The following is a 22,874-nucleotide window of genomic DNA, read 5'->3' as shown; positions in this document are numbered from 1 at the left end:
TGTAAACATAAAAGAATACATAATTAGACTCATTGTATAATCCATAGAAAACAATTATTCTATTTGTATAGGAAAATATGAGAGGGGTAGTATAAATGGTAAAATCGAGAGTCGCTGCAGTTGATGTCGGTAATGATGCGTTAAAAGGTAATTTTGGTAAATTGGAAAATGAACTCTATATCCCTAATGTTATTGCACCGGATTTAGAAGATCGCCCTGTTATTGGAATCGAGGAGTTGGATAAAAAGGAAGTACTGGAAAATATCCATATTAGGGTACACTCCCCTGCTTTGGATGAAAACAACGTTATTTATCGTGTTGGTAATCTGGCAACGAAAACTACCAATTCTCAGGAGCTCGATCCGGGAAGCAGCAAGTCTGAAGAAGATCAGACGTTAATCATGCTTTTCGCTTCATTGGCATTGGATGCTGTCAGTACAGAGGATTTCAAAGAGAAAAATGGCGTTATAGATGCTACCTATACATTAGGAACGGGACTTCCATTAAGAGAAGTGAAAGAAGGTAAGGATGTAGGATACCGTTCCCAACTGCTTGGTTCTGTGCATCAGGTGGAATTTCTTGTTACACCAAAACACCAAGGGAAAAAGGTGAACATTAAGTTTGATGAAGTGAAAGTTTATCCGGAAGGGTTTGCAGCATATGTGAACTTAATAATGGATAACGATCTAAAAGTGATTAACAAGGAACTGATTGATAAACAGATTTTAATCCAGGATATCGGAGGTTTATCAACAGATATTGCAGTCATCAGAAACCGCAATGTCGATGATGATAAAGCGCAAGGCTTCAATCTTGGTGTGTCTGAGTCCCTGGAAGCTATCAGGGAGGAAATTCGTTCGAAGCATGGTGTGGAATTGGACAGCCGTCGGGATGTAGTGGATATCATTACTAGAAAGAATGATCGTCATCATATCATGGTAAAAGGCAGCAGAACGAATGTACACGATATTACAGACCATATTTTATTGGAACTTGCCAAAAAAGAGTATCGCTTTTTAAGAAATGTATGGGCAAAAAACTCACAATCTGAAATCTGTTATTTCGTCGGCGGCGGATCGGCAGTACTTAAAGATTATATTAAAGCCCTCAACAATAAGCTTGATGGTTACAATATTGAATTCTTTGAGGATGAAAATGAAAGTATTTGGATGATGGCTAACGCCTACTATAAATTGATTACTGATTTTATTCAAAAGGCTGGCAGTAGTACGAAGACAGAAGAAAAAGCGACTTCAAAGGCAAAATAAATAGGGTGAGATCATGTCGAAAAATAGTATAGAGAGGGGACAATCAATAACATTTCGTGTTCCCTCCGATACACCTGATTATCTATTAAAACAATTGCAGAATCTGAAGGAAACCGAACGAAGAAATTTTTCAAGCAAGATTGCTGGTTTTGTTCTCAAAGGGGTCAATGAAACCTTCGTAAAGGAAAAGGAAACCGTTACGATTCCGCTGCCTAAGCAGTTGACGAAGGAACAACGGAGCTGGCTGAAGCACGAGCATTCAGAGGCGCTTATTGGAAGTATATTGTATCACTTGCTAAATGACCCGATGCGTGCGACTACCCTGCTTGCTGCTCTGAACAGTAATACAAGCAATATTAATGAAGCACTTTACCTTCAGGAAGAAACAAATACGTTGAAGGAAAAACCACCAAAACAGGACATGGACCTGGATGATTTCAGTCTGGATGGACTGAATCTGCATGAAGAGGAAACAGTTGAAGAGGAGGAAGATGAAGATCCTTTAGGCGATTTCTTCTCCAGTATGAATAAATAAACATAGTAAGTACCGGATAGGATGAATTTCTTATTCGGTACTTTTTTATTTTAATTGAAAACTTTTCGAGTATGGAAAAGGTATATATAGTATAGAGCGTTTTGCGAAGGGGGTAATACTGTTGGCTGATCCGGAAAGAAAACTTATTAGGAAGATAAAAAAGGGGAATCAGCAGGCCTTTAAGAAGCTGTACGAAATCTATGCCGACTATTCATTGCGAACAGCCTATGCTATTACGAGGAATAGCAGCGATGCATCGGATATTGTGCAGGAAACATTTATCAAGGTTTATAAAAACATTGATTCCTATGATATTACGAAGCCATTTCGGCCTTGGTTTTACCAGATATTAATGAATGAAAGCAGAAGATATATGAAGAAAAGATCCAAAGAAGGGATAAGTGTTGAAAGTGAGCAATTACTTGATCATCTACGTAACCAGATGGAAGAAGAGAAAAATTATGAAGTGCGTGAGGCAGCTATGGAGCAGCTAAATGATCATCATCGCACTGTCGTTGTATTGAAATATTTAAATGGCTTCTCAGAGAAAGACATTTCCCATGTGCTTGACCTGAATGTGAACACCGTAAAATCAAGATTATATAAAGCAAGACAACAGCTAAAGGCATTTATAGGGGGTGTTGCAGATGAGGAATGATAATTTAGATAAACAAATAAAACAACTATTAAACAAACAGACAGAGGCTGCCGTCGAACGAAAGCAAGAAACGTGGAATAAGATAAGCAATGAACTGGACGCACTGACATACAATAAAAGAGCGTATAAGAGAAAGAATCAAGGAAGGGGACTTGCTATTGCCGGATTGAGTGCAGCTATCATTGCGTTTCTGCTTTTTGGAGCAATGACAGATACAGGGCAGGCAATGATCCAAAATTTAAAGGACATATTTATTGGAGAAAAAGAAGAAGAAATCGACTTGGAGGGCCAAAAGGAAGATACGAATGTCCAATTGGAAACAAACGAAGAACTGCGCTATGTCATCTATATTGACCAAGATCGGTACAAAATGGTGGAAGGAGAAACGGCTGATCGTATCGAGACAATCGAACCGTTTGGTGACGAGTATCCAGAGGTGTATATGGAAATAACCCATGTAGAGAATACAACAACGGAAGAAGCGATTGCAAATATTATCGAACGAATTGAAAACGATGAAGAAATGGAATTATACATGGAGGAGCGTACTACAGAGCCAATTGAGGCTGAGATGGTCCAGGCAATGGGACTAGAATACACAAACGAGTTTGGGAAATTTGGCTACCAGTGGGATACGCCCATCCATCGATATTATGTGACGGACGAGGATGATGGGAGCGTATTCATTATCAAACTAGTATATTTTGTCGAGGCGGAAGAAGGACATGGAGCGAGGTTTCATTATATGCTGGAAAGCTTTCAAGTAGTTAACTAATTAAAATGGAAGGTGACACTATGTGTGGATTTATAGGAGTATTGCTGAATGAAGATGCTAAATTTAATGAGGAACATGTAAAGGCCATTGGGGAAGCGAATGATTTAATAAAGCATCGAGGACCGGATGACATGGGTTTCTATCAAGATCCACACTTATCGTTCGCCTTCCGGAGGTTAAGCATCATAGATATCGATGGGGGACATCAGCCATTTCATTTCGGTGGAGGCCGCTACAAAATGGTGTTTAATGGTGAGATTTATAATTACGTAAAACTTAGAGAACAATTGGTGGAAGAAGGTTATACATTCCATACGAATTCAGATACCGAAGTGGCAGCCAATCTGTTTTTAGCTAAAGGCATACATGCTTTTTCCGTTCTAAGAGGTATGTTTTCCATCGTTATCTGGGATGTAAAGGAAAGAAAACTGTACGGAGTGCGCGATCCTTTTGGAATCAAACCATTTTATTATATGGAAAGTGAACATGAAATGATTTTTGCCTCGGAAAAGAAAAGCATTTCCTGCTTAAGCCATATGGAATCTGTCAATTTGGCAGCTGTTCAGCATTACATGTCGTTTCAATATGTACCAGAGCCACTAACGATGACAGAAACAGTAAGAAAATTGCCTGCAGGACATTACTTTGTGAAAGAATGGGGAGAACCGGTCAAACCCCTGCCATATTTTCATGCGAAATTCAATGCTGTATTTGGCAGTGAAAGTCAGATCATTAAACGGGTCAGAGAAGTGATGCTTGAATCGGTAAAACTGCATCTGCAAAGTGACGTACCTGTAGGATCGTTTCTCTCCGGGGGGATTGATTCCACATTAATCGTGTCCATGGCAAAGCAATTCCAACCCAATATTAAAACATTCTCTGTAGGATTTGAAGAACATGGCTACTCCGAAATTGATATAGCCAAAAAAAGTGCTGACGAACTTAACGTGGAAAATATATCAAAGATTATCACCCCGGAGGAGTTCGTGGGGAGCCTTCCCGAAATCATGTGGCATATGGACGATCCATTGGCCGACCCATCATGTGTTCCACTCTACTTCGTTGCGAAAGAGGCGAGGAAGCATGTAAAGGTAGTACTGTCCGGAGAAGGTGCTGATGAGTTATTTGGGGGATATAATATTTATCGTGAACCGCAGCATTTGAGATGTTTTAACAAAATGCCAACATGGCTGCTTAAGGCGATCAATCGATTTGCAGCTGGTTTACCTGAAGGGATGAAAGGAAAAAGCTTTCTCGAGAGAGGCACTACCCCATTGAGTGAAAGGTATATTGGAAATGCAAAGATGTTTGAGGAGAACCAAAAAATGAATCTATTGAAAAATTACAGCCATGCCTATACGTATCAATCACTTACCGCGGCAATGTATCAGCAAGTCAAAAATAATCATCCTGTCGAACAGATGCAGTATATTGACATGCATACATGGCTGACTGGAGATATTTTATTAAAAGCCGATAAAATGACAATGGCCAATTCCCTTGAACTGCGGGTGCCTTTCCTTGATATGGAGGTGTATGATCTCGCAAGCAGGATTCCCGTCGAATATAAAATTGCAGATGGCACAACCAAATCGATACTTCGAAAGGCTGCACATGGTTTTGTACCAGAGCAGGTTCTGAATCGGAAAAAACTTGGATTTCCCGTTCCGATCAAGCATTGGCTGAGAGGAAGCCTTTATACATGGGCTAAGGACCTGATTATTGCCAGTGAAACAGATCATATTTTGCAAAAATCTGTCGTACTTGACTTGCTTGAAAACAATAAAGCGGGGAAAAGAGACCATTCAAGGAAAATATGGACAGTTCTCATGTTCATGCTGTGGCATCAAATATACGTGGAAAAGGTGTATGTATTTGGTGAAAAAAATTCAGAGGAACAGTTGAAAACCTCATAAATTAAAAGTGCAATCTGGTTTGCCAGGGTGCACCTATGTAAGTCGAAAGCCAGTGTGAGAATAAAAAATCCCTTTATTGTAAAACTAATCAGTAATAATATGCTTCAAAGGGGGATTACAATGGAATTTGACTGGATATGGAAGGCAATCCTGATTGTACTGGCTGGGACATTTCTTCTTAGACTGGCAGGGAGAAAGTCCATATCACAAATGACTCTGTCTCAAACGGTAATTATGATTGGTATCGGTTCATTATTAATACAACCGTTGGCAGGTAAAAGCGTATGGATGACGATCGCTGTGGGGCTTATTCTGATTTTAACGTTAATCTTAATGGAATACATTCAAATAAAGGGCGATTTTTTTGAAAGTATACTGACAGGGAAATCAGAAGTATTAGTTGAAAATGGGACACTTCAGGTCAATAATCTGAAGAAAAGAAGACTGACTGTCGATCAGCTGGAAATGAATCTCAGACAGCAAGGTATTTCCCGAATCAGTGATCTAGAATGGGCTACACTGGAGCCAAACGGTCAGATAGGTTATTTGTTAAAACAAGAAGTACAGCCGGTAACAAAAAAAGAGTTTCAGGAAATTAGTGAACTGATTGCAGCGTTACGGGCAGATCAAGCCCGCCTTGGCGAGGCCTTGCGTAAACTGGATAGTGAATCGCTTCCTGCCAATGAACAGGAAAACATATTCAGTGAAGTGAAGCGGAACAGGCATAAAAATAACCCGCCAGATCATTTAAAGTAATGGCAGGTTATTTTTATCCTTCATTAACGACTGAATAATGCTTTCACATCCACTTCTGGTAAATTAAGTATAGCAAATATTCCGCTATGAAATTAAAGAATATTATAAATAATATCTAACACCCAGGACTTTTGGATTAGATTAATTACTGTTATACAGGGGAAAATATTAATATAACAAATAGAATAGGAGGGAATTACTGAATGGCAAATGAAAATCTTGATAAGTACATGCCAATGACTTCAGTTGAAAGCGGGAACCTTCATCAAGTGGCTGAGGACGTGCATTGTTTTACAAATCAGATTGTGAATCTCTGCTTTGTAGGAAATGCAGATAACTGGGTGCTAGTTGACGCAGGAATGCCTAAGTCGGCCAAAAGAATAATCGATCAGGCGGAAAAATTATACGGAGAAAATGCAAAGCCGAAAGCACTGATTCTGACACATGGTCATTTCGATCACGTCGGTGCTGCTGAAGAGCTTGTTGAAAAATGGAATATTCCTGTTTTTGCCCATCCATTGGAGCTTCCATTTTTAACCGGAGAAAAAAGCTATCCAGATCCGGACCCGAGTGTTGAAGGTGGCATGGTTGCAAAAATTTCAGAGTTTTTCCCGGAGGAGCCAATCAATTTGAAAGGTAACATTTCGGCATTCCCTGAAGATGGGACGGTGCCCGGTTTGCCTGATTGGGAATGGCTTCATACACCTGGACACACTCCTGGTCATGTATCCCTCTTACGCAAAACGGATAAGCTCCTTATAGCTGGAGATGCATTTATCACCGTGAAGCAGGATGAGTTATGGAAGGTAATGATGCAAACGGAAGAAGTTAATGGGCCACCTCGTTACTTTACACCGGACTGGGAGGCTTCTGAATGTTCTGTTGCAAAACTTGCAGGGTTGAATCCAACGACTGCAATAACCGGACATGGAAGGCCTATGAGCGGAGAAGATTTATCTGAAGGTCTCCAAAGACTGACAACTAACTTTAAAGAAATTGCTGTACCAGATCATGGAAAATATGTAGAACAGAATAAAGAGAACAATTAACATGTTGGAGATGGCTCTTGTAATGGGCCATCTCTTCTTTAATTCTATATATAGCAATATATGATAGCGCTTACTCAAAATTATGGGTAAAATATCCTTTTCCAGACGAAGAAAAAGTTATCGCAAATGAATAAATAGTATGATATAATCACGTTTAAATATTTGGAAAACGACAATCGTCGGTAGGGGGAGAATAATATGAAAAAAATATTAATGCTGGGAATGATTATTGCAGTCATTAGCTTAGCTGCTTGCGGAGCTGATAATGATACCGAGGGATCATCTTCGGAAGGTGAGAATACATATAAAGTTGGCGCTACACAAATAGTGGAACATCCTTCACTTGATGCGGCCTACGAGGGATTTAAGGATGCTTTGGCAGATGCCGGACTTGAAGTGGAGTACGATTTTCAAAGTGCACAAAATGACCAGAACAATGTAAAACCGATTTCAGATGGCTTTGTTGCAGATGATGTCGATTTAATTTTTGCCAATTCAACACCAAGTGCGCTTGGTGCACTGCAGGCTACAAGTGATATTCCGATTGTTTTCACATCTGTTACAGATGCTGTCGATGTAGGGCTAGTTCCATCCATGGATGAAGCTGGGGAAAATATTACAGGGGTAGTTGATTTACATCCGGAACAAATTGACGCAACAGTTGAATTCATTGGCAATTACTTTGAAGGCGCATCAATTGGAATGGTATACAATGCAGGTGAACAGAACTCCGTCAATCAAGTGGAAGCGGTAAAAGCAGCAGCGGAAGACAAGGGTCTCGAAGTTGTTGAACGTACGGTTGCCAACGCAGCTGAAGTGCAACAAGCAGCAACCACACTAGTTGGAGATGCAGATGTTTTTTACATTATCACAGACAATACAGTGGTATCTGCTTTGGATAGTGTCATTGGAGTTGCAAATGATCAGGACATTCCACTGATCGTAGGTGAGCCTGATTCACTCGCTGGTGGGGGATTTGCTACATTTGGCATTGATTACCATACCATCGGATACCGTACAGGAGAGATGGCAGCAGAAATCCTGACTGGGGAAAAATCTCCAAGCGATATCCCTGCAGAATATCCGCCTGAAATTCAATTGTTCATTAACAAGCAAGCTGCAGAAGAACAAGGAATTGAATGGAATACAGAATGGGACGAAATGGCACAATTCGTAGAGTAATAGATTTTACTGGAGCCAGGTATTCATCTGGCTCCTTTCATTTAGCAGGTAAGAAAGCGTAAACTTTCCTGCTAGCATAAGTGCAACTAAGGCATTCGTCCAAAGCCTATAGGCAGTTGCCAAGTTTTCTGATCAAGTTAATCGCTTTGCACACATAACAAAGACGTAGCGGGAGGAAAAGAATTATGTTTATATCAATGTTCGGTGCTGTAGAGTCAGGAGTAATCTATGCCATTATGGCTTTAGGCGTTTACTTAACCTTCCGTGTATTGGATTTTCCTGATTTGACAGTCGATGGAAGCTTTGTAACGGGGGCGGCAGTTGCCTCCCTCTCCATTGTAAATGGTGTTCCGCCAGTTTTTGCTACACTATTGGCATTGCTTGCTGGATTTGCGGCAGGATGTATCACTGGACTATTGCATACAAAAGGAAAAGTAAATGCCCTGCTTTCAGGGATTTTAATGATGACAGCTCTTTATTCGATCAATCTTCGAATATTGGGGTCCCCGACAGTTTCTATGCTACATGAAACAACCGTGTTTGATCAGCTTAACTCGATTTGGTCCTTGACTGGAATTGATCAAGTACTGAACGGAATGCTTTCGATGTTTGGGTTGGACCGATTTCCCAAAACGTGGGGAATTGTGCTCATCATGCTCATTGTGACACTTCTGATTAAACTGGCTACAGACTATTATTTAAAAACAGAAGTCGGCCTCGCACTGAGAGCAATTGGGGATAATAAAAAAATGATTCGCAGCCTTTCTGCGAATACAGATAATTTAACCATTGCTGGAGTTGGTCTATCAAATGGTCTTGTGGCACTTTCGGGTGCATTGATAGGTCAGCTTGGAGGGTTTGCCGATGTAAACATGGGTATTGGTATGATTGTAGTCGGCCTTGCGTCTGTAATTATCGGTGAAGCATTGTTCGGTACGAAGACGATTGCAAGAGCCACCTTAGCGGTTATAGGAGGGGCAATTATCTACCGAATCATTGTCACACTTGCACTGCGTGTCGACTTTCTGGAAACGGGTGATATGAAAATGATCACTGCGGTTATTGTTATTTTCGCTTTAGTTGGCCCGAGAATTCTGCAGGCAAGAAAAGAGAAGAAACGAAGACTGCAAAAACGCCAGCAGCTCAGTGCTCAGTCAGGAGGTAATCATCATGCTTAAGATCGCTAATATTTCTGTAACGTTTAACGAAGGTACCCTTGATGAGAAAAAGGCATTGAACGGGATTGACCTGGAAATGGAACGAGGGGATTTCGTAACAGTCATCGGCAGTAACGGAGCGGGAAAATCGACCCTGATGAACGTGATTTCCGGTAATATCCTGCCAGATGTTGGAGATGTGCTTATTGATGGAAAACAAGTTGTACATTTGCCTGAATACAAACGGTCTGCATTCATCGGCCGTGTTTTCCAGGATCCGATGGCAGGAACGGCACCATCGATGACAATAGAAGAAAATCTCGCTATGGCATATTCACGTGATAAGAAACGAAAATTAAAGATTGGTGTTACAAAAAAAAGGAAGGATATCTTCCGTGAACACTTAGGAACACTTAATCTCGGTTTGGAAGACCGTTTATCTGCCAAAGTCGGTTTGCTTTCCGGTGGAGAAAGACAGGCGCTTTCCCTAATGATGGCAACATTTACCGAACCAAATATTCTTCTTCTCGATGAGCATACCGCTGCGTTGGACCCATCACGGGCTGAACTGATTACGTCACTTACCGAAAAAGTTGTGCGGGAATCTGGTCTGACAACATTGATGGTGACCCACAATATGCAGCAGGCACTGGACCTTGGCAATAGATTGATTATGATGGATAAAGGTCAAATCATTTTTGAGGCAAATGGTGAAGCTAAAAAAGAGCTGACGGTCGAGCGCCTTCTGCAGGAGTTCCAGCGGATACGCGGCGAGCAGTTTGAAGATGATCGCGTTGTGCTTGGTTAGAATTTAAATACTGGAGAGGTATTTTCCCAGATCATCCACTATAAAATAAATGGTGGTCTGTTTTAGGGAAACCTATTAATCTATGATGCAATTTCATACCAATTAAATAAGTTCAGATATTTAATAGGGCTAAGCATTAGAATGTCTTATATAATCCCCTTGCCGACTTTGGTGAAAATGTGGCTGCTTTTTTAGAGTGTTTTTTTCGTAGTGTTTGTTGCTTTGTATTCGTTGTAGTTTATGTGAACTGTGACGTAACTCAGGTTTTTTTCAGGAGATATGTGCATCTGCTGCCGTCCGGGATCGCTCTGGGCGGATGCTTTCCGCGGGCACGGCCTCAGCCCCGAAGAGAAAACCACTCTTCTGGTCTTCGGACACGTGCTTTTCCCGCAGGAGTCACCGCCCGCCGCTCACCCGGACTGGTGAAGCTGTATAATTATATTTTTATTACGGATGCAGTTTAGTAGCAGCAAACTTAACCAGCTCGGGGAAATACACGGAGACTCCAACGGGAGGCAAGGCATAGGTGAGACACTGAAATGCGTAGCATGAAGGGGCTCACCAGCCGCCCGTGGAAAGCGCAGTGTATTTCCCCGAGCGGTCGCCGAAGTAACTTATTTTACTTCGCATTTTATATCAAATGCGAAATAAAAACGATAAATATGTTAAGAGTCTAGGAGTCTGGATGTATCCAGACTCCTAAGATTTTAATAGGCAATCCCAATTTATACTAAAGCAGTGTATCTACAGCATTCCTTATTCTATAAGACCAATTTGCCAATATCATTCTACTAAAATTGCTTTCTATGAATAAGCACAAAGAAAATATTTGCTTTACTTATTTTTATATGATACTGTTTATACAAGATATTGATATTATATTATAATCAAAACACAACATATTGTATTATGAGAAAAGGTGACATACTAGCATATGTCTTAAAAGGGAACCCGGTGTAAATCCGGGACTGTCCCCGCAACTGTAAGTGTGGATGAACGAGAATAACCACTGTATTACCGCATTGAATAGGCAATATGGGAAGGACTCTAGTAAAACGAAACACAAGTCAGGAGACCTGCCTTAGCTTGAAGTTTCATACCTCCGGGATGAGAGATGATGAAACGATGGGGATAAATTTCTTTTTCTGTCGTTTTATAGCCATTCATCCATTTGGAGGGATGGCTTTTTCGTCGTACATATAAAATGGGAGGCAGATATCATGATAATAGAATCAAAAACAAACGAGGACATGATCAGAGAGATTATAAACGAGGCTTCGGAAGGTTTGTCCCTTGATACACAACAATTTGCACAGAAAGCTATTAAAACGATCAAACCGGAGACTTCACCTGAAAAAGCAGCAGACATCCTTATTAAAATTGCGCTGGAAAATATCGACGAGGCTAATCCCGAATGGACATTTGCAGCAGCGAGAATCTATTTGCGGGAATTGTATCGCCAGGCTGCGGCCAATCGGAAATATAGTGAGGATGAACGTTACGGATCATTGTATGAGCTCGTTCAAACACTGACAGATCAAGGTATTTACGCGTCTAATATCATTTCCAAATATACGAAAAAAGAAATGGAACACTTTGAAGGGATGATTCAGCCAGACAGGGATTTTCTATTTAACTATCTGGGTATCTATACAATCGCTACACGTTATTTGGCAACAGATCACAATAAAGGCATCTATGAACTTCCACAGGAACGCTGGATGATTATTGCCATGTATTTAATGCAGGATGAAGATCGAGCCATTCGAACACAGCTTGTGGAAGATGCTTATTGGGCCTTGAGTAATCTATATATGACAGTCGCCACTCCAACACTGACAAATGCGGGAAAAACACATGGACAGTTATCAAGCTGCTTCATAGATACAGTGGATGACAGCCTGCAATCAATCTATGACAGTAACACCGATATCGCAAAGCTTTCAAAGAACGGTGGAGGAATTGGTGTCTACATGGGCAAAATCCGTGCCCGAGGAAGTTCAATTAAAGGATTTAAAGGGATGTCCAGCGGGGTTGTACCTTGGATCAAGCAGTTGAATAACACAGCTGTCAGTGTGGATCAGCTCGGAACAAGAAAAGGGGCAATCGCCATTTATCTTGATGTGTGGCATCAGGACATTGAATCCTTCCTTGATCTGAAGCTGAATAACGGGGACGATCGTATGCGGGCCCATGATATATTTACTGGAGTATGCTTGCCTGACTTGTTCATGGAGCAGGTGGACAGGCGCGGGGATTGGTATTTATTTGATCCACATGAAGTACGTCAGGTGATGGGATTTTCTCTTGAAGATTTTTATGATGAAGAAAAAGGTAATGGTGAGTGGCGTCGGAAATATGAAGCGTGTGTGCAATCGGATAAGCTCAACAAAAAGAAGATAGCTGCCATTGATATTATGAAAAGAATCATGAAGTCCCAGCTTGAGTCGGGAACCCCATTTATGTTTTACCGGGATGAAGTCAACAGACAAAATGCGAATCCGCATAATGGAATGATCTATTGTTCCAATCTGTGTACCGAGATTACGCAAAACCAGTCACCGACACAGTTTATCGAGGAATTTATTGAGAATGAGAATACCATTGTCAAAAAGTATCAGTCCGGAGATTATGTCGTCTGTAATTTAAGTTCCATTAACTTAGGGAAAGCAGTACCGGATGATGTTTTGGAACGCCTGATACGAATTCAGGTGCGGATGCTTGATAACGTGATAGATATTAATACACTGCCAATTAAACAAGCGGAACTTACGAATAAAAAATATCGTGCAATTGGCCTTGGAACATTTGGCTGGCACCATCTGCTTGCACTGGAAAACATTAAATGGGAATCAGAGGAAGCTGTCGACTATGCGGATAAACTATATGAAAAAATTGCTTATCTTACCATTAAAAACAGTATGGAGCTGAGCAGGGAAAAAGGCAGCTATCCAGCATTTGAAGGCAGTAAATGGAGCACTGGTGCCTATTTTGAAGAAAAGGGTTATCAAAGTGACTCGTGGGTTGAGCTATGGGCAAAAGTTGTAAAACACGGTATGCGGAATGGCTATCTGATGGCAGTGGCTCCAAATTCCACAACTGCCATGATTGCAGGTTCAACTGCCAGCATCGATCCAATATTTAATGTCTTTTACAATGAAGAGAAAAAGGATTTTAAAATTCCGATAACGGCACCTGAGCTTAATCATCGCACATATGATATTTATCGCCGTTCTGCCTATATTGTCGACCAACGTTGGTCCGTCAGACAAAATGCCGTTAGACAGAAGCATATTGATCAAAGCATATCCTTTAACTTCTACGTGCCAAATACAATCCGGGCATCTGTTTTGCTCGATCTTCATCTTCAGGCATGGCGCGAAGGACTAAAGACAACATATTATGTACGTTCAACGTCGAATGATGTCGAAGAATGTGAGTGGTGTCAAAGTTGAGGGCTCTCGTGGCATATTTATCCTATAGTGGAAACACGAAAGAGGTCGCTGAAATTGTTGAGAGTAAACTGAAGGAAGAAAATGTTCTTGTGGATAACCATCGAATCGGAATCGATCCACCGATAGATCCTGAGTACTATGATATTATTTTTATCGGGACGTTTACATGGGAATTGGGCGCTACCCCAGATGAGGTAAAAGATTTCGTGCTCGAGATAGGCTATAAACCGGACAATATTGCAGTGTTTGGAACAGGGGACACCCAATTCGGTGGAGATGACCTGTATTGTAAAGCTGTGGATAAGCTTGGGAAGTTTTATCGAAGTAGATGGAACGGCTTGAAGATCGAACAGTCACCAAGGGGAAGTCAGGAAAGAAAAGTTGAGTCATGGGTGGAAGGAGTGCTGCAGCATGCCAAGAGCTTTGCTTGAAAAGGCTAAAACATTGGAACCATTATATCCAAATAAATCAACTGCGCTATTTGGAGGAAAATCAAGTGGAATTTTAAACTGGAATGATATTGCTTATCCACATTGGCATAAAATATATAAGCGGCTGGTAGGTAATTACTGGCAGGCGGATGAAGTGAATATGTCCAGTGATGTCAAGCAGTTTTCCAGCCTTACTGAAGAAGAGCAAGATGCATATCTTAAAATAATAGGGCTGTTGTCGACATTGGATGCACCACAAACCAGAACAGCACTTTTGATATCGTTGTATGCGACAGATCCTTCTGTTCAGTCCATTATGGCGGTAATCGCCCAGCAGGAGGCTGTTCATAATGAAAGCTATTCCTACGTGCTGTCATCGGTAGTTGCACTCGATGAACAGAATGAGGCATTTCAGCTTGGCAGAACGGATGCGATTTTGCTAAAGCGCAATGCGAATCTTATTGAGCAATATAATAATTTTGTGGATAACCCAACGATGGAAAACATTTTAAAGACACTCATTTATACTTCATTGCTGGAAGGAATGTTTTTCTATTCCGGATTTGCCTTTTTCTATAATTTGGCCCGGCAAAATAAAATGGTCGGCACCTCAACGATGATCAGCTATATTAATCGGGATGAGCTGGAGCATGGACGCTTTATAGCGGAACTGTTTCGTGCAACGCTTGCCGAGAATCCGGAATATAATACGGCGGAATTAACAGACTGGATTTATACCCATTTTAGGGAGTCCGTTGATTTGGAAATCGAATGGTCCAACTATGTATTAGCAGAAGTAGAAGGTATTGATCTTGATGAAATGGCAGGATATATAAAATTTCGCGCCAATAAAATGCTGAGAATGCTTGGATTGAGTGAAATTTACCCACAAGATGTGGATAACCCAATGAAATGGATCCGCGCCTATGTGGATAATTTTGACGGTACAAAGACAGATTTCTTTGAACAAAAATCGAGGCAGTATACAAAGACAAGCGATTTGAATGGATTTGACGATTTGTAAGCAGATGGTGAGCCCACTCCTTAGTTAATATAGGGAGTGGGCCTTATTTTGGGTTAAATGTGGTGAAATGCCATAGTTCACAGTGAAAATGCCATAGTTCACAGAAAAGATGCCATAGATCGACCAAAAGGACCCAAAGTTCACACACAAGATACCATAGTTCACATCTGAAAACTCACCAGTGCCTGTCACTCCCCGAAATTTGTCGAATTTTGCAATGTGGAACAGAAGATTAACAAAAACGGCATGATTTAGTAGAGACAGAACCTCTGGTAAATCATGCCGTTTACAACGTTACATCTCATCAAGCAATACTATTTCACCTGTAACAGCATCCACTCCATGGGAGCAGTCAATTTTACCGCATAAGATATAACTGTTCTGCGTTTTATCAAATACATAAACAGGTGAGATTTCGATATGCTCACGCAGTTTTTCAAATGCTTCCTCTTCAGATATCTTCGGTTTGTCAGCCTTTGAGAAATGATCAAACATATCTACAATCACAAGGTTATCCACATAATTAACAGCACGATCACTTTTATCGTCAATAATGAGTTTTATCTTTCTGTCAATAACACGCGCATCTGGAGAAGATGGTTTTAGTTCAGCAAAGATAAATCCTCTTTCATGCCATATTCCTGTCAGCTTCCACTTACCGCTGTCTTCAGGGAATTCACTTCGCAGAAAATCCCTGCACGCTTTCACAGCAGCTTGCTGTTTCTCGGTGCTTAATCCATCCTTATCTATGGATTTCTCCTGCTTAAAAGCTTCATCAGGTGTCACTTCCAATGAAAGATCAATTTCCTGTTTGGAAAATCCTTCTTCAATTGGCTCATCCCATTCCAAGAGGACGTCCTTTGATACAAAGGATTTTGGACTTTCAACCTCTTCGAATGAAATCGTTCGTTTCCCATCATTTGTAACAAATACGGTTGAAGTACCATAAACGGCTTCCCATTTTTCTTTATCTTCAAGTGGAATTTCCAGCAATTTTGTCTGTGATTTTGCAATTGGATCTATTTGCTCTGCTGTTAGCGCAAATGGCTCCCAGTTTAGCTGATTTTCGTTTGGAAAAGTCCCGTCAACTGAAAATAGCGAGAGTTTTCCTTCTTCATTATGTTCCAAGTCGATCGACCCGGAAGGAAATACGGCAACATTATCCACAGCTGCCTGAAAGTATAATTCTTTTTCTTCTTCATGTACCAGCTTGAATTGTCTGCCAAACTCCAACCCTGTTTCCGCTTCAATCCATTCAATGGCAGCCTCTGTATTTGCTGCAGGTGGGAAATCCGCATCTGTATTATTTTCCCCGTCAACAAATATGATTCTTTTTACCAGCTTCGTTTCGAGATCAACGTCAATGCTCACTGTTCCGGATGGGTTGTAATCTTCAACCGTCTCGTCCGCATCGTTAGGAATCCACTCCATATTTAAAATAAATGATTCTTCTTGCAACTCTGTTTCTTCCCGGAAGATATGGTGCCTTTTTAAAGAGTAATTTTCCAGCTTAAATTTTTCAGCGGTGAAATCAATAATTTCCTGTAATTTTTCCTTCATCATCCAACCCCACTTATTAAAATAATTGCCTACAGTATAACATAGGTGCCTGGCACTCCCCGAATTTTGTCGAAAACCGAACAGTGCCAGGCACCGCCCGAAATTTGTCGAATGCTGTTGGGATGTTACCTCTTTCCCTTAACGCCAGGTGAACGTTTATAGTATAAGAAAGAGGAGTAAATAACATGCATATTAAGGAAGCGGCAAAGACATTGAATACAACACCTAGGGCAACCCGATAAGATGCTCGCTGCTTGCAAGAGAAAACATCCCGAGATTGAAATCCGCAAAGGACATTTTCTCGCTTTACCTCTGATGGATAACTCTGTGGATGGAATCGTTTCAAGCTATGCATTGCATCATTTACCAGGTGAGGAAAAATTGCTAGCCTTGGAGGGAATGGATCGTGTTCAAAGGCTGAATGGGCAAATTTGCCTCGCGGATTTGATGTTTGCGGATGAGGACCATCGTAATTCGGTAATACAGAATTATCGCAATCAAGGGAATATGGAAGCGGTAGTCTCCATTGAGGATGAGTATTATGCAGACGGAGGTTTGTTGGTCAACTGGCTGACCAAGAAAAATTATATGGTGGAGACACACCAATTTATTGATATCTTAAGCATGATTTATGCAAAGAAATGAAAAATACCTGTCACTCCCCAGTTCGACAACAATCGACAAAATTCGGGAAGTGACAGGCACCATTATTCAAAATAGTGTATGAGACCGTTTGTTATGGCGTTTGCGACTTGATTTTGGTAGCCTTCTGTTTGGATGACAGCCAGATCATTTTGATTGGATAAGAATCCCAGCTCAATCAGCACAGATGGAGCTGTTGTATTTCGCAGTACCCGAAAGTTCCCCTGCATAATACCGCGGTTATTCAGATTCACGGAAGATGCCAGCGAGGATTGGATATTTTGCGCCAATTGTCGATCGGAACCGTCTCCATAATAAGTGCTTATCCCGTTTACGGATAAGACTGGAAAAGAATCATAATGCAAACTGATAAATGCGTGTGTATTGTAAGCATTGCTTATATCTATCCGATCATTGAGTGAAACAAAATGATCACCTGTTCTTGTCACGATAACGTTCGCTCCTGCGTCCTCTAAGTGTTTTGCTGCTTTCGTTGCTGTGGAGGAAACAAGATCTTTTTCATAAACTCCTCCATGAGCGATTGCTCCCGGGTCTTTCCCACCATGTCCGGGATCCAAAACAATCGTGTAGCCTTCCAAGGAACCATTTGCTGCCGGCTGTGAAGCACTACTGCCTCCACTGCTGTCTTCGCTGCTTTCATCAACAGATGCAGAGGCTACCTTAGGGGCGGCAGAGTCAGTCAACCAGGCAGCAATCCAGCCAACAGATCCATTCGCTAAGTTAACCTTATGCCAGTCACCTGATGTTTCCGCTAAGTTGTATGTATCACCTGATTGCGTTGAACCAATAATTGAATGATCCGTGCTCGGGCCTGAACGGACATTAACACTGCTTGCTGTAACGGTAATTGAATTGCCTGAATCCGATGTTTGGGTACTTTCACTTGTATTGCTGCCAGTACTCGCTGGCCAAAGATAATGCTTCGCTACCCATGCTTCTTTACCGCCATAATAGGTTTGCACCCATCCATATTGTTCCTGGAAAGCTACCACTTTATTACCTTTACTGAGATAGCCGAGGATTGCAGCGTCAGAAGCTGGCTCGCTTCTCACATTCAGAATGTTTGTTGTCACTTCATAGGCTTGTCCATCATTGGCTTGTGTTGATTCTGGAACGGCAAAAGCTAATAAGAGCAGGAAGCTGATGCCAACGATTAAATTTTTTAAGTACTTCATTTTTTCCTCCTTCTGCTACCAAGTTTAGACTATTAAATTAATAATAATAGTTAAGAGTTTCCTAAACAACAGTTATTTAAACGTTTTTCCAGAAAAACCCTACTGATAGACTAGCATAAAATGATAATTTAATCACATTTATCCATTAAGAAAGAAGGGAAAAGTGCTAACTTCCTCGAATAGCAGTATAACAATATTAAAAGGGGAAATGACTGAGTAAAAAATTATAAAAAATTGCCTATCCACATGCTAATGATCCCACAGCACTGAAAGAATATAAAAGCATATCTGCAGAATCCGACAGAACATAAAATCGTGGGAGAATCGTTTTATTTGGCGAAGAAAGAATTAGCTGTATTGAAAGCTACAGATTTTACGGCAAAACTCCCCATGTTCAGCTACTTGCTGCAGACAGCAGAAAAGGCTTGTAAATCAACACTGATTTTCGCTCCATTCGTTTATTTGTGTCAAGTGGTGCGTCTCTTCCGGTAACATTGCTGTATAAATTTGAGAAATTTTAATGCTGCAGTTATAGAAGGATATGGATTATCTATTGATTCCTCTTCTAATACATATTGATCATTCCCATTCAAGAAACCCCATTAGCCGGTGCTGAATGGGGTATATGAAACATATTATAAGAACAATAAGTAAGTCACCATGAAAAAGAGTGCGGAGATAGCATCTTTTCGCGGTGACAACCATTTTTCATGTATGAACTTCATCTGATTAGGGTGGAGGCTGCCCGTAATGCAGCTTTATCCTTAACAATTTCACCGGGTTTACTCGCCTTGCCAATCACATAGCCTTCAAAAGACATATTGTAAAACTGGCAAATATAGTTGAATTGCTGGACAAGTGGCAAGCCCTTAATCGTTGGTGTATCTCCCCCGACAGCAATAAGGTAAACTTTCTTTTTCGATAATTCCCCGCGAAAATGCTTATAACTAGGGTCCCTTAATATCTGTGACCATCGATCTATAAACGTTTTCATCGGTCCAGACATGCTGTACCAGTATATGGGGGTGGAAAATACAATTGCCTCATGTAAGAGCATCTGATCAATAAGGTCCTTATGTTGATCCTCAACAGCATCAAAGCCATTTTCATCATGCCGCTGATCGATGATCGGTATCATATTGCAGTCACGCAAATAAATATGGGTTCCTTTTTCTTTAGGCACAGCATGGTATGTTAAGTATTCTGTATTTCCATTAACACGGGTTGAACCGTGAAAAACGATTGTCTTCATATTCATCCTCCTTGAAAGTAAATGCTAAGAGGTGCTCAAGACCAGGCAATTAAAATCCAATGTTATATATTTATATGAACAATAATACGATAACATGAAAAAGAAACGTTTTCTTAAGTGACTTATGCGATGAAAGACAATCATATAACTTATGGGACATACATTGGACAGACCATGGTTCAAATCTGACGATGCTAATAAGGCGAGTGATCATAAACCGTTAAAATAAATGTGTAATGGCGGGTACCGTTGAGGCACCCACCATTCAATATAGATCAGAATCAAATAATCGATCATTATAACGTTCCATCTATTATTGTGCAGTCAAATGTGATTATCAGTCCCATACCTCACTTGCAATGATGAGGCTAACGGAAAGACTAATACAAACAGCAATCACAGCGATAAGCATGAACATTACCCCCTTATTTTGTAAGCGAATCCTTCTATATATTGATCATAAGTATATTATACAATACTTTAGATGGAAATAGGTTTAAATTATATTTGAAACGTATTCAGCCGGTTATATATCTATAGGCTGTTGGAAAATGTCAAAATATCGAGGAAATCTTACTCATCTATTTTCTGACCTCACAAAAACTAAGCACGAATCCACTTCCAGATTTCTCCTGGAGATGCATTTTTTCCATACATTAAAATGCCCACTTTAAATATCTTCCCTGCCAGCTTCATGAAAATAAGAATACTTACGATGATGATAGCAAGTGAGATGATAATTTCCATCCATGGCCATTCCTCGAGCATCGTTAGCCTCATAATCAACACACCTGGAGCGGTAAAAGGAATGTAAGTACCAATCTGTGCAACGAGTCCACTCGGATCACTAAGTACAGGTCCGATCATAATAAAAGGCAAAAATGGCAGCATCATTACCATACCCTGGAAATTACCCGCTGTCGTAACATCGGCCATTGTTGCACCAATTCCGACAAATATCGCTGCGAACATTAAATAGCTGAGAATCGCAATCCCGACGAGTAAAACAGTCTCCGGTACAAGCAGATATTCAATAATGGGAATATCGGTTTTCCAAAGGACAAATGGGAGTATCAGACCTATGAACACAACAACTTGTATTAGTCCCAATACAAAATAGCCAATTATTTTTCCCTGCATCAAATCGCCAGGCGTTAACGAAGATAATATAATTTCAGCAATCTTGTCTTTCTTTTCCTGGGAAGCACTTTGAAAAATTGCCATTCCGGTAAAAACAATCGATAACAAAATGACTCCAGCAAAGATGCCTGGCACTAAGCGTTCGACATTACCGAGTCCTGCTTCGTCTGGAGATTCGCCAACTGAAGCCGTTTCCTCTGTTGTTTCAATGAAGGCCACACCTTGCATGACAGTTGCGGCTTCCTCTTCCGATAGCCCAAGCTGGGATATTTTAATTGCCTGAAGGGGTGCACTTAATAACTGAACCTGGTTAATGAAATAGGGATCAATCTCATCACTGGTATAGACTGGGATAATACCACTTTGCAATCCAACTTCATCTATAAAAATATAGGCAGTATTTTCCTCTTTATCCAAGTCGGTAACCTCTGACTCATTTAATTCAGTCGTTTGCATTTCCCAATTTAATTCACTTTGCTCAACGACCTCCTGAAGTGCAGGGTAAACATCTAACTGATCATTTATAAAGACAGTTGTAGTCTCAGACTCCGCCGTATCAGAATCTCCAAACATACTGCCGATGAACATGAAGACAAGAAAAAGGATAGGAGTTATAAACAGTCCAATGATAAACGTTTTGTTCTTCAGGTTCCTTTTAATTTCCCACTTGGCGACTTTCATGGAGTTACGCATGAACAACACCTTCTTCCTTCAGTAAATTTTTATCTGTTGCAATATCGATGAATATTTCATGCAATGAGATTCTGTTTATTTTTAATTCGTTGATTGCTAGATGATCCGGCAGTTTTTTCAGCCATACCGATGGCTCCACATCCTTATGTAAATGCAAAACAGAAGAGTCATCCTTTTGTTCCACACGCAGCACGTCAGGAATTCGCTCCAATTCCTGGATATTGTTTATTCCATGAATGGTACATTTAAAGTTTGCATACTGTTTTTTGACATCCTCCAAGGTTCCATAGATTACTTTTTCACCTTGCTGGATCATAAACAGACGATCACACATTTCTTCCACCAGATTCATTTGATGGGAGGAAAGTAAGATTGCGGTTCCTTTGTTGGCTAGACTCCGAATTTCATCTTTAAATATTTCCTGGCTCACAGGATCAAGACCCGAAAATGGTTCATCAAGAATGAGCAGTTCGGGTTCATGAATGATGGAACCGATAAATTGGACTTTCTGGCCCATTCCTTTGGAAAGCTCCTCTACAGAGACATTTTCCTTGCCTTCCAGGTCGAATTTTTTCAAATATGCAAGAATACGAACCTTTGCTTTATCAATTGGATAGTCCTTTAAATCTGCGAGGTAAAGCAGAATATCCATTACTTTGACATTTTTATACAATCCTCTTTCTTCCGGCAAATAACCAATTTTATTTCTTGGAATACCTGTTCCATTATGATTGTGAAATGTAATGGAACCCGAGTCAGGATACATAATCCCCATAATATTTCGGATAGTTGTTGATTTTCCAGCACCATTGGGCCCGAGGATCGCCATGATTTCCCCTTTGTGCACTTCGAAGGAAATACCCTTCAGTGCTTTCTTGTCTTTGAATGACTTTTCCAACCCTTCCACAGTCACCATTGTTTCCATACCTATCTCCCCTGTTCGTAATTTAGCTTTGTGATTCTTGCTGGACGGATTAGCCAATCTTTATTTAAGTGACTTGTAATCCGGCCCGCGTATTCCTCCTTTTCATACGATTTAAAAGAGAGAAAGTTTCCTTTTTTTCAAAAGTATTTACTCAACTTTCGTACCAATAAAATGAGTTAAAACGATTAACTGGGTTGAACTTAGAAAGCCATTAAAAATCGCCTTCCTAACACGACAAAAGAAAGGCTGGTTTTCGTAATTTTTGTTCTCTTAATAAGACTCGAATTTTGTGTAAACTACAAAGTAACTTAATTAATTACAATTGTATTTGATATAATCTGTGACGCGGAATAAGTAGCTTCGGCGACCGCTCTGGGAAATACACTGCGCGCATCCTAAGGCGGCTGGTGAGCCCCTTCATGCTAACGCATTTCAGTGTCTCACCTATGCCT

20 protein-coding genes and 1 riboswitch are annotated in these 22,874 nt (G+C 40.6%); of the genes, 15 read left to right on the top strand and 5 right to left on the bottom strand.

Translation table 11 applies throughout. The features are described 5' to 3' along the window. Positions 1 to 95: 95 nt before the first annotated feature. From A4245_RS11520 to A4245_RS11460, 13 genes are all read left to right on the top strand, one after another. A complete protein-coding gene (locus A4245_RS11520) occupies positions 96 to 1,268 on the top strand; it encodes a ParM/StbA family protein (protein ID WP_067728024.1) in 1,173 nt (390 codons plus the stop codon). A gap of 13 nt (positions 1,269 to 1,281) precedes the next feature. Continuing rightward, positions 1,282 to 1,803, top strand: a complete 522-nt coding sequence (locus A4245_RS11515) for a hypothetical protein (protein ID WP_067728019.1) — start codon at positions 1,282 to 1,284, stop codon at positions 1,801 to 1,803. A gap of 121 nt (positions 1,804 to 1,924) precedes the next feature. Further along, entirely contained in the window at positions 1,925 to 2,461 is a 537-nt protein-coding gene (locus A4245_RS11510; RefSeq protein ID WP_067728017.1) for an RNA polymerase sigma factor, read from the top strand. Beyond that, complete coding sequence (locus tag A4245_RS11505; RefSeq protein ID WP_067728015.1) at positions 2,451 to 3,236, top strand: hypothetical protein; 786 nt, start codon at positions 2,451 to 2,453, stop codon at positions 3,234 to 3,236. The genes A4245_RS11510 and A4245_RS11505 overlap by 11 nt, the downstream gene beginning before the upstream one ends. Positions 3,237 to 3,256: 20 nt before the next feature. After that, positions 3,257 to 5,152: an asparagine synthase (glutamine-hydrolyzing) gene (gene asnB / locus A4245_RS11500; RefSeq protein WP_067728013.1), complete on the top strand. Its 1,896-nt coding sequence runs from the start codon at positions 3,257 to 3,259 to the stop codon at positions 5,150 to 5,152. Between the two features lie 120 nt (positions 5,153 to 5,272). After that, on the top strand, positions 5,273 to 5,908 hold the full coding sequence (locus A4245_RS11495) for a DUF421 domain-containing protein (RefSeq protein ID WP_067728011.1): 636 nt from the start codon (positions 5,273 to 5,275) through the stop codon (positions 5,906 to 5,908). 203 nt (positions 5,909 to 6,111) lie between these two features. Next, positions 6,112 to 6,957 carry an MBL fold metallo-hydrolase gene (locus A4245_RS11490; RefSeq protein WP_067728009.1) on the top strand — a complete coding sequence of 282 codons (846 nt, stop codon included), beginning with the start codon at positions 6,112 to 6,114 and terminating at the stop codon, positions 6,955 to 6,957. 198 nt (positions 6,958 to 7,155) lie between these two features. Then, positions 7,156 to 8,139 (top strand): ABC transporter substrate-binding protein, encoded by a 984-nt coding sequence (locus A4245_RS11485; protein ID WP_067728007.1) that lies wholly within the window; start codon positions 7,156 to 7,158, stop codon positions 8,137 to 8,139. Positions 8,140 to 8,324: 185 nt separating this feature from the next. Then, positions 8,325 to 9,317, top strand: a complete 993-nt coding sequence (locus A4245_RS11480) for an ABC transporter permease (protein WP_067728005.1) — start codon at positions 8,325 to 8,327, stop codon at positions 9,315 to 9,317. Further along, positions 9,310 to 10,104, top strand: a complete 795-nt coding sequence (locus A4245_RS11475) for an ABC transporter ATP-binding protein (RefSeq protein WP_067728003.1) — start codon at positions 9,310 to 9,312, stop codon at positions 10,102 to 10,104. Before A4245_RS11480 ends, A4245_RS11475 begins: the two co-directional genes overlap by 8 nt. 900 nt (positions 10,105 to 11,004) lie before the next feature. Beyond that, positions 11,005 to 11,202, top strand: a riboswitch (cobalamin riboswitch). 122 nt (positions 11,203 to 11,324) lie between these two features. Beyond that, complete coding sequence (locus tag A4245_RS11470) at positions 11,325 to 13,559, top strand: ribonucleoside-diphosphate reductase subunit alpha (protein WP_067727996.1); 2,235 nt, start codon at positions 11,325 to 11,327, stop codon at positions 13,557 to 13,559. Next, positions 13,544 to 13,990, top strand: a complete 447-nt coding sequence (locus A4245_RS11465; RefSeq protein ID WP_067727995.1) for a flavodoxin — start codon at positions 13,544 to 13,546, stop codon at positions 13,988 to 13,990. Before A4245_RS11470 ends, A4245_RS11465 begins: the two co-directional genes overlap by 16 nt. Then, positions 13,971 to 15,014 (top strand): ribonucleotide-diphosphate reductase subunit beta, encoded by a 1,044-nt coding sequence (locus A4245_RS11460; protein WP_067727994.1) that lies wholly within the window; start codon positions 13,971 to 13,973, stop codon positions 15,012 to 15,014. The genes A4245_RS11465 and A4245_RS11460 overlap by 20 nt, the downstream gene beginning before the upstream one ends. Positions 15,015 to 15,308: 294 nt before the next feature. On the opposite strand, the gene A4245_RS11455 is transcribed toward A4245_RS11460, so the two are convergent. After that, a complete protein-coding gene (locus A4245_RS11455; RefSeq protein WP_157087711.1) occupies positions 15,309 to 16,574 on the bottom strand; it encodes a hypothetical protein in 1,266 nt (421 codons plus the stop codon). A gap of 243 nt (positions 16,575 to 16,817) precedes the next feature. On the opposite strand from A4245_RS11455, the gene A4245_RS11450 reads away from it, so the two are divergent. Continuing rightward, positions 16,818 to 17,219, top strand: a complete 402-nt coding sequence (locus A4245_RS11450; RefSeq protein WP_067727992.1) for a class I SAM-dependent methyltransferase — start codon at positions 16,818 to 16,820, stop codon at positions 17,217 to 17,219. A gap of 62 nt (positions 17,220 to 17,281) precedes the next feature. On the opposite strand, the gene A4245_RS11445 is transcribed toward A4245_RS11450, so the two are convergent. Beyond that, entirely contained in the window at positions 17,282 to 18,412 is a 1,131-nt protein-coding gene (locus A4245_RS11445) for an N-acetylmuramoyl-L-alanine amidase family protein (protein ID WP_067727991.1), read from the bottom strand. 333 nt (positions 18,413 to 18,745) lie between these two features. Between A4245_RS11445 and A4245_RS20130 the strand changes: the two genes are divergently transcribed. Further along, positions 18,746 to 18,904, top strand: coding sequence for a hypothetical protein (locus tag A4245_RS20130; RefSeq protein WP_157087710.1), 159 nt, complete (start codon positions 18,746 to 18,748; stop codon positions 18,902 to 18,904). A 229-nt stretch (positions 18,905 to 19,133) separates the two neighbouring features. On the opposite strand, the gene A4245_RS11440 is transcribed toward A4245_RS20130, so the two are convergent. The 3 genes from A4245_RS11440 to A4245_RS11430 all read right to left on the bottom strand — a co-directional run bounded on the left by A4245_RS11440 (position 19,134) and on the right by A4245_RS11430 (position 22,422). Continuing rightward, positions 19,134 to 19,664, bottom strand: coding sequence for a flavodoxin family protein (locus A4245_RS11440; protein ID WP_067727990.1), 531 nt, complete (start codon positions 19,662 to 19,664; stop codon positions 19,134 to 19,136). A 603-nt stretch (positions 19,665 to 20,267) separates the two neighbouring features. Continuing rightward, entirely contained in the window at positions 20,268 to 21,497 is a 1,230-nt protein-coding gene (locus tag A4245_RS11435; protein ID WP_067727989.1) for an ABC transporter permease, read from the bottom strand. Beyond that, positions 21,490 to 22,422 carry an ABC transporter ATP-binding protein gene (locus A4245_RS11430; protein WP_067727988.1) on the bottom strand — a complete coding sequence of 311 codons (933 nt, stop codon included), beginning with the start codon at positions 22,420 to 22,422 and terminating at the stop codon, positions 21,490 to 21,492. The genes A4245_RS11435 and A4245_RS11430 overlap by 8 nt, the downstream gene beginning before the upstream one ends. Positions 22,423 to 22,874 lie beyond the last annotated feature (452 nt).

The organism is Oceanobacillus damuensis (assembly GCF_001618145.1).
GTDB lineage: Bacteria > Bacillota > Bacilli > Bacillales > Amphibacillaceae > Oceanobacillus > Oceanobacillus damuensis.
The sequence above is the reverse complement of the archived record's forward strand: the minus strand, read 5'-3'. Positions and strand labels throughout refer to the sequence as shown.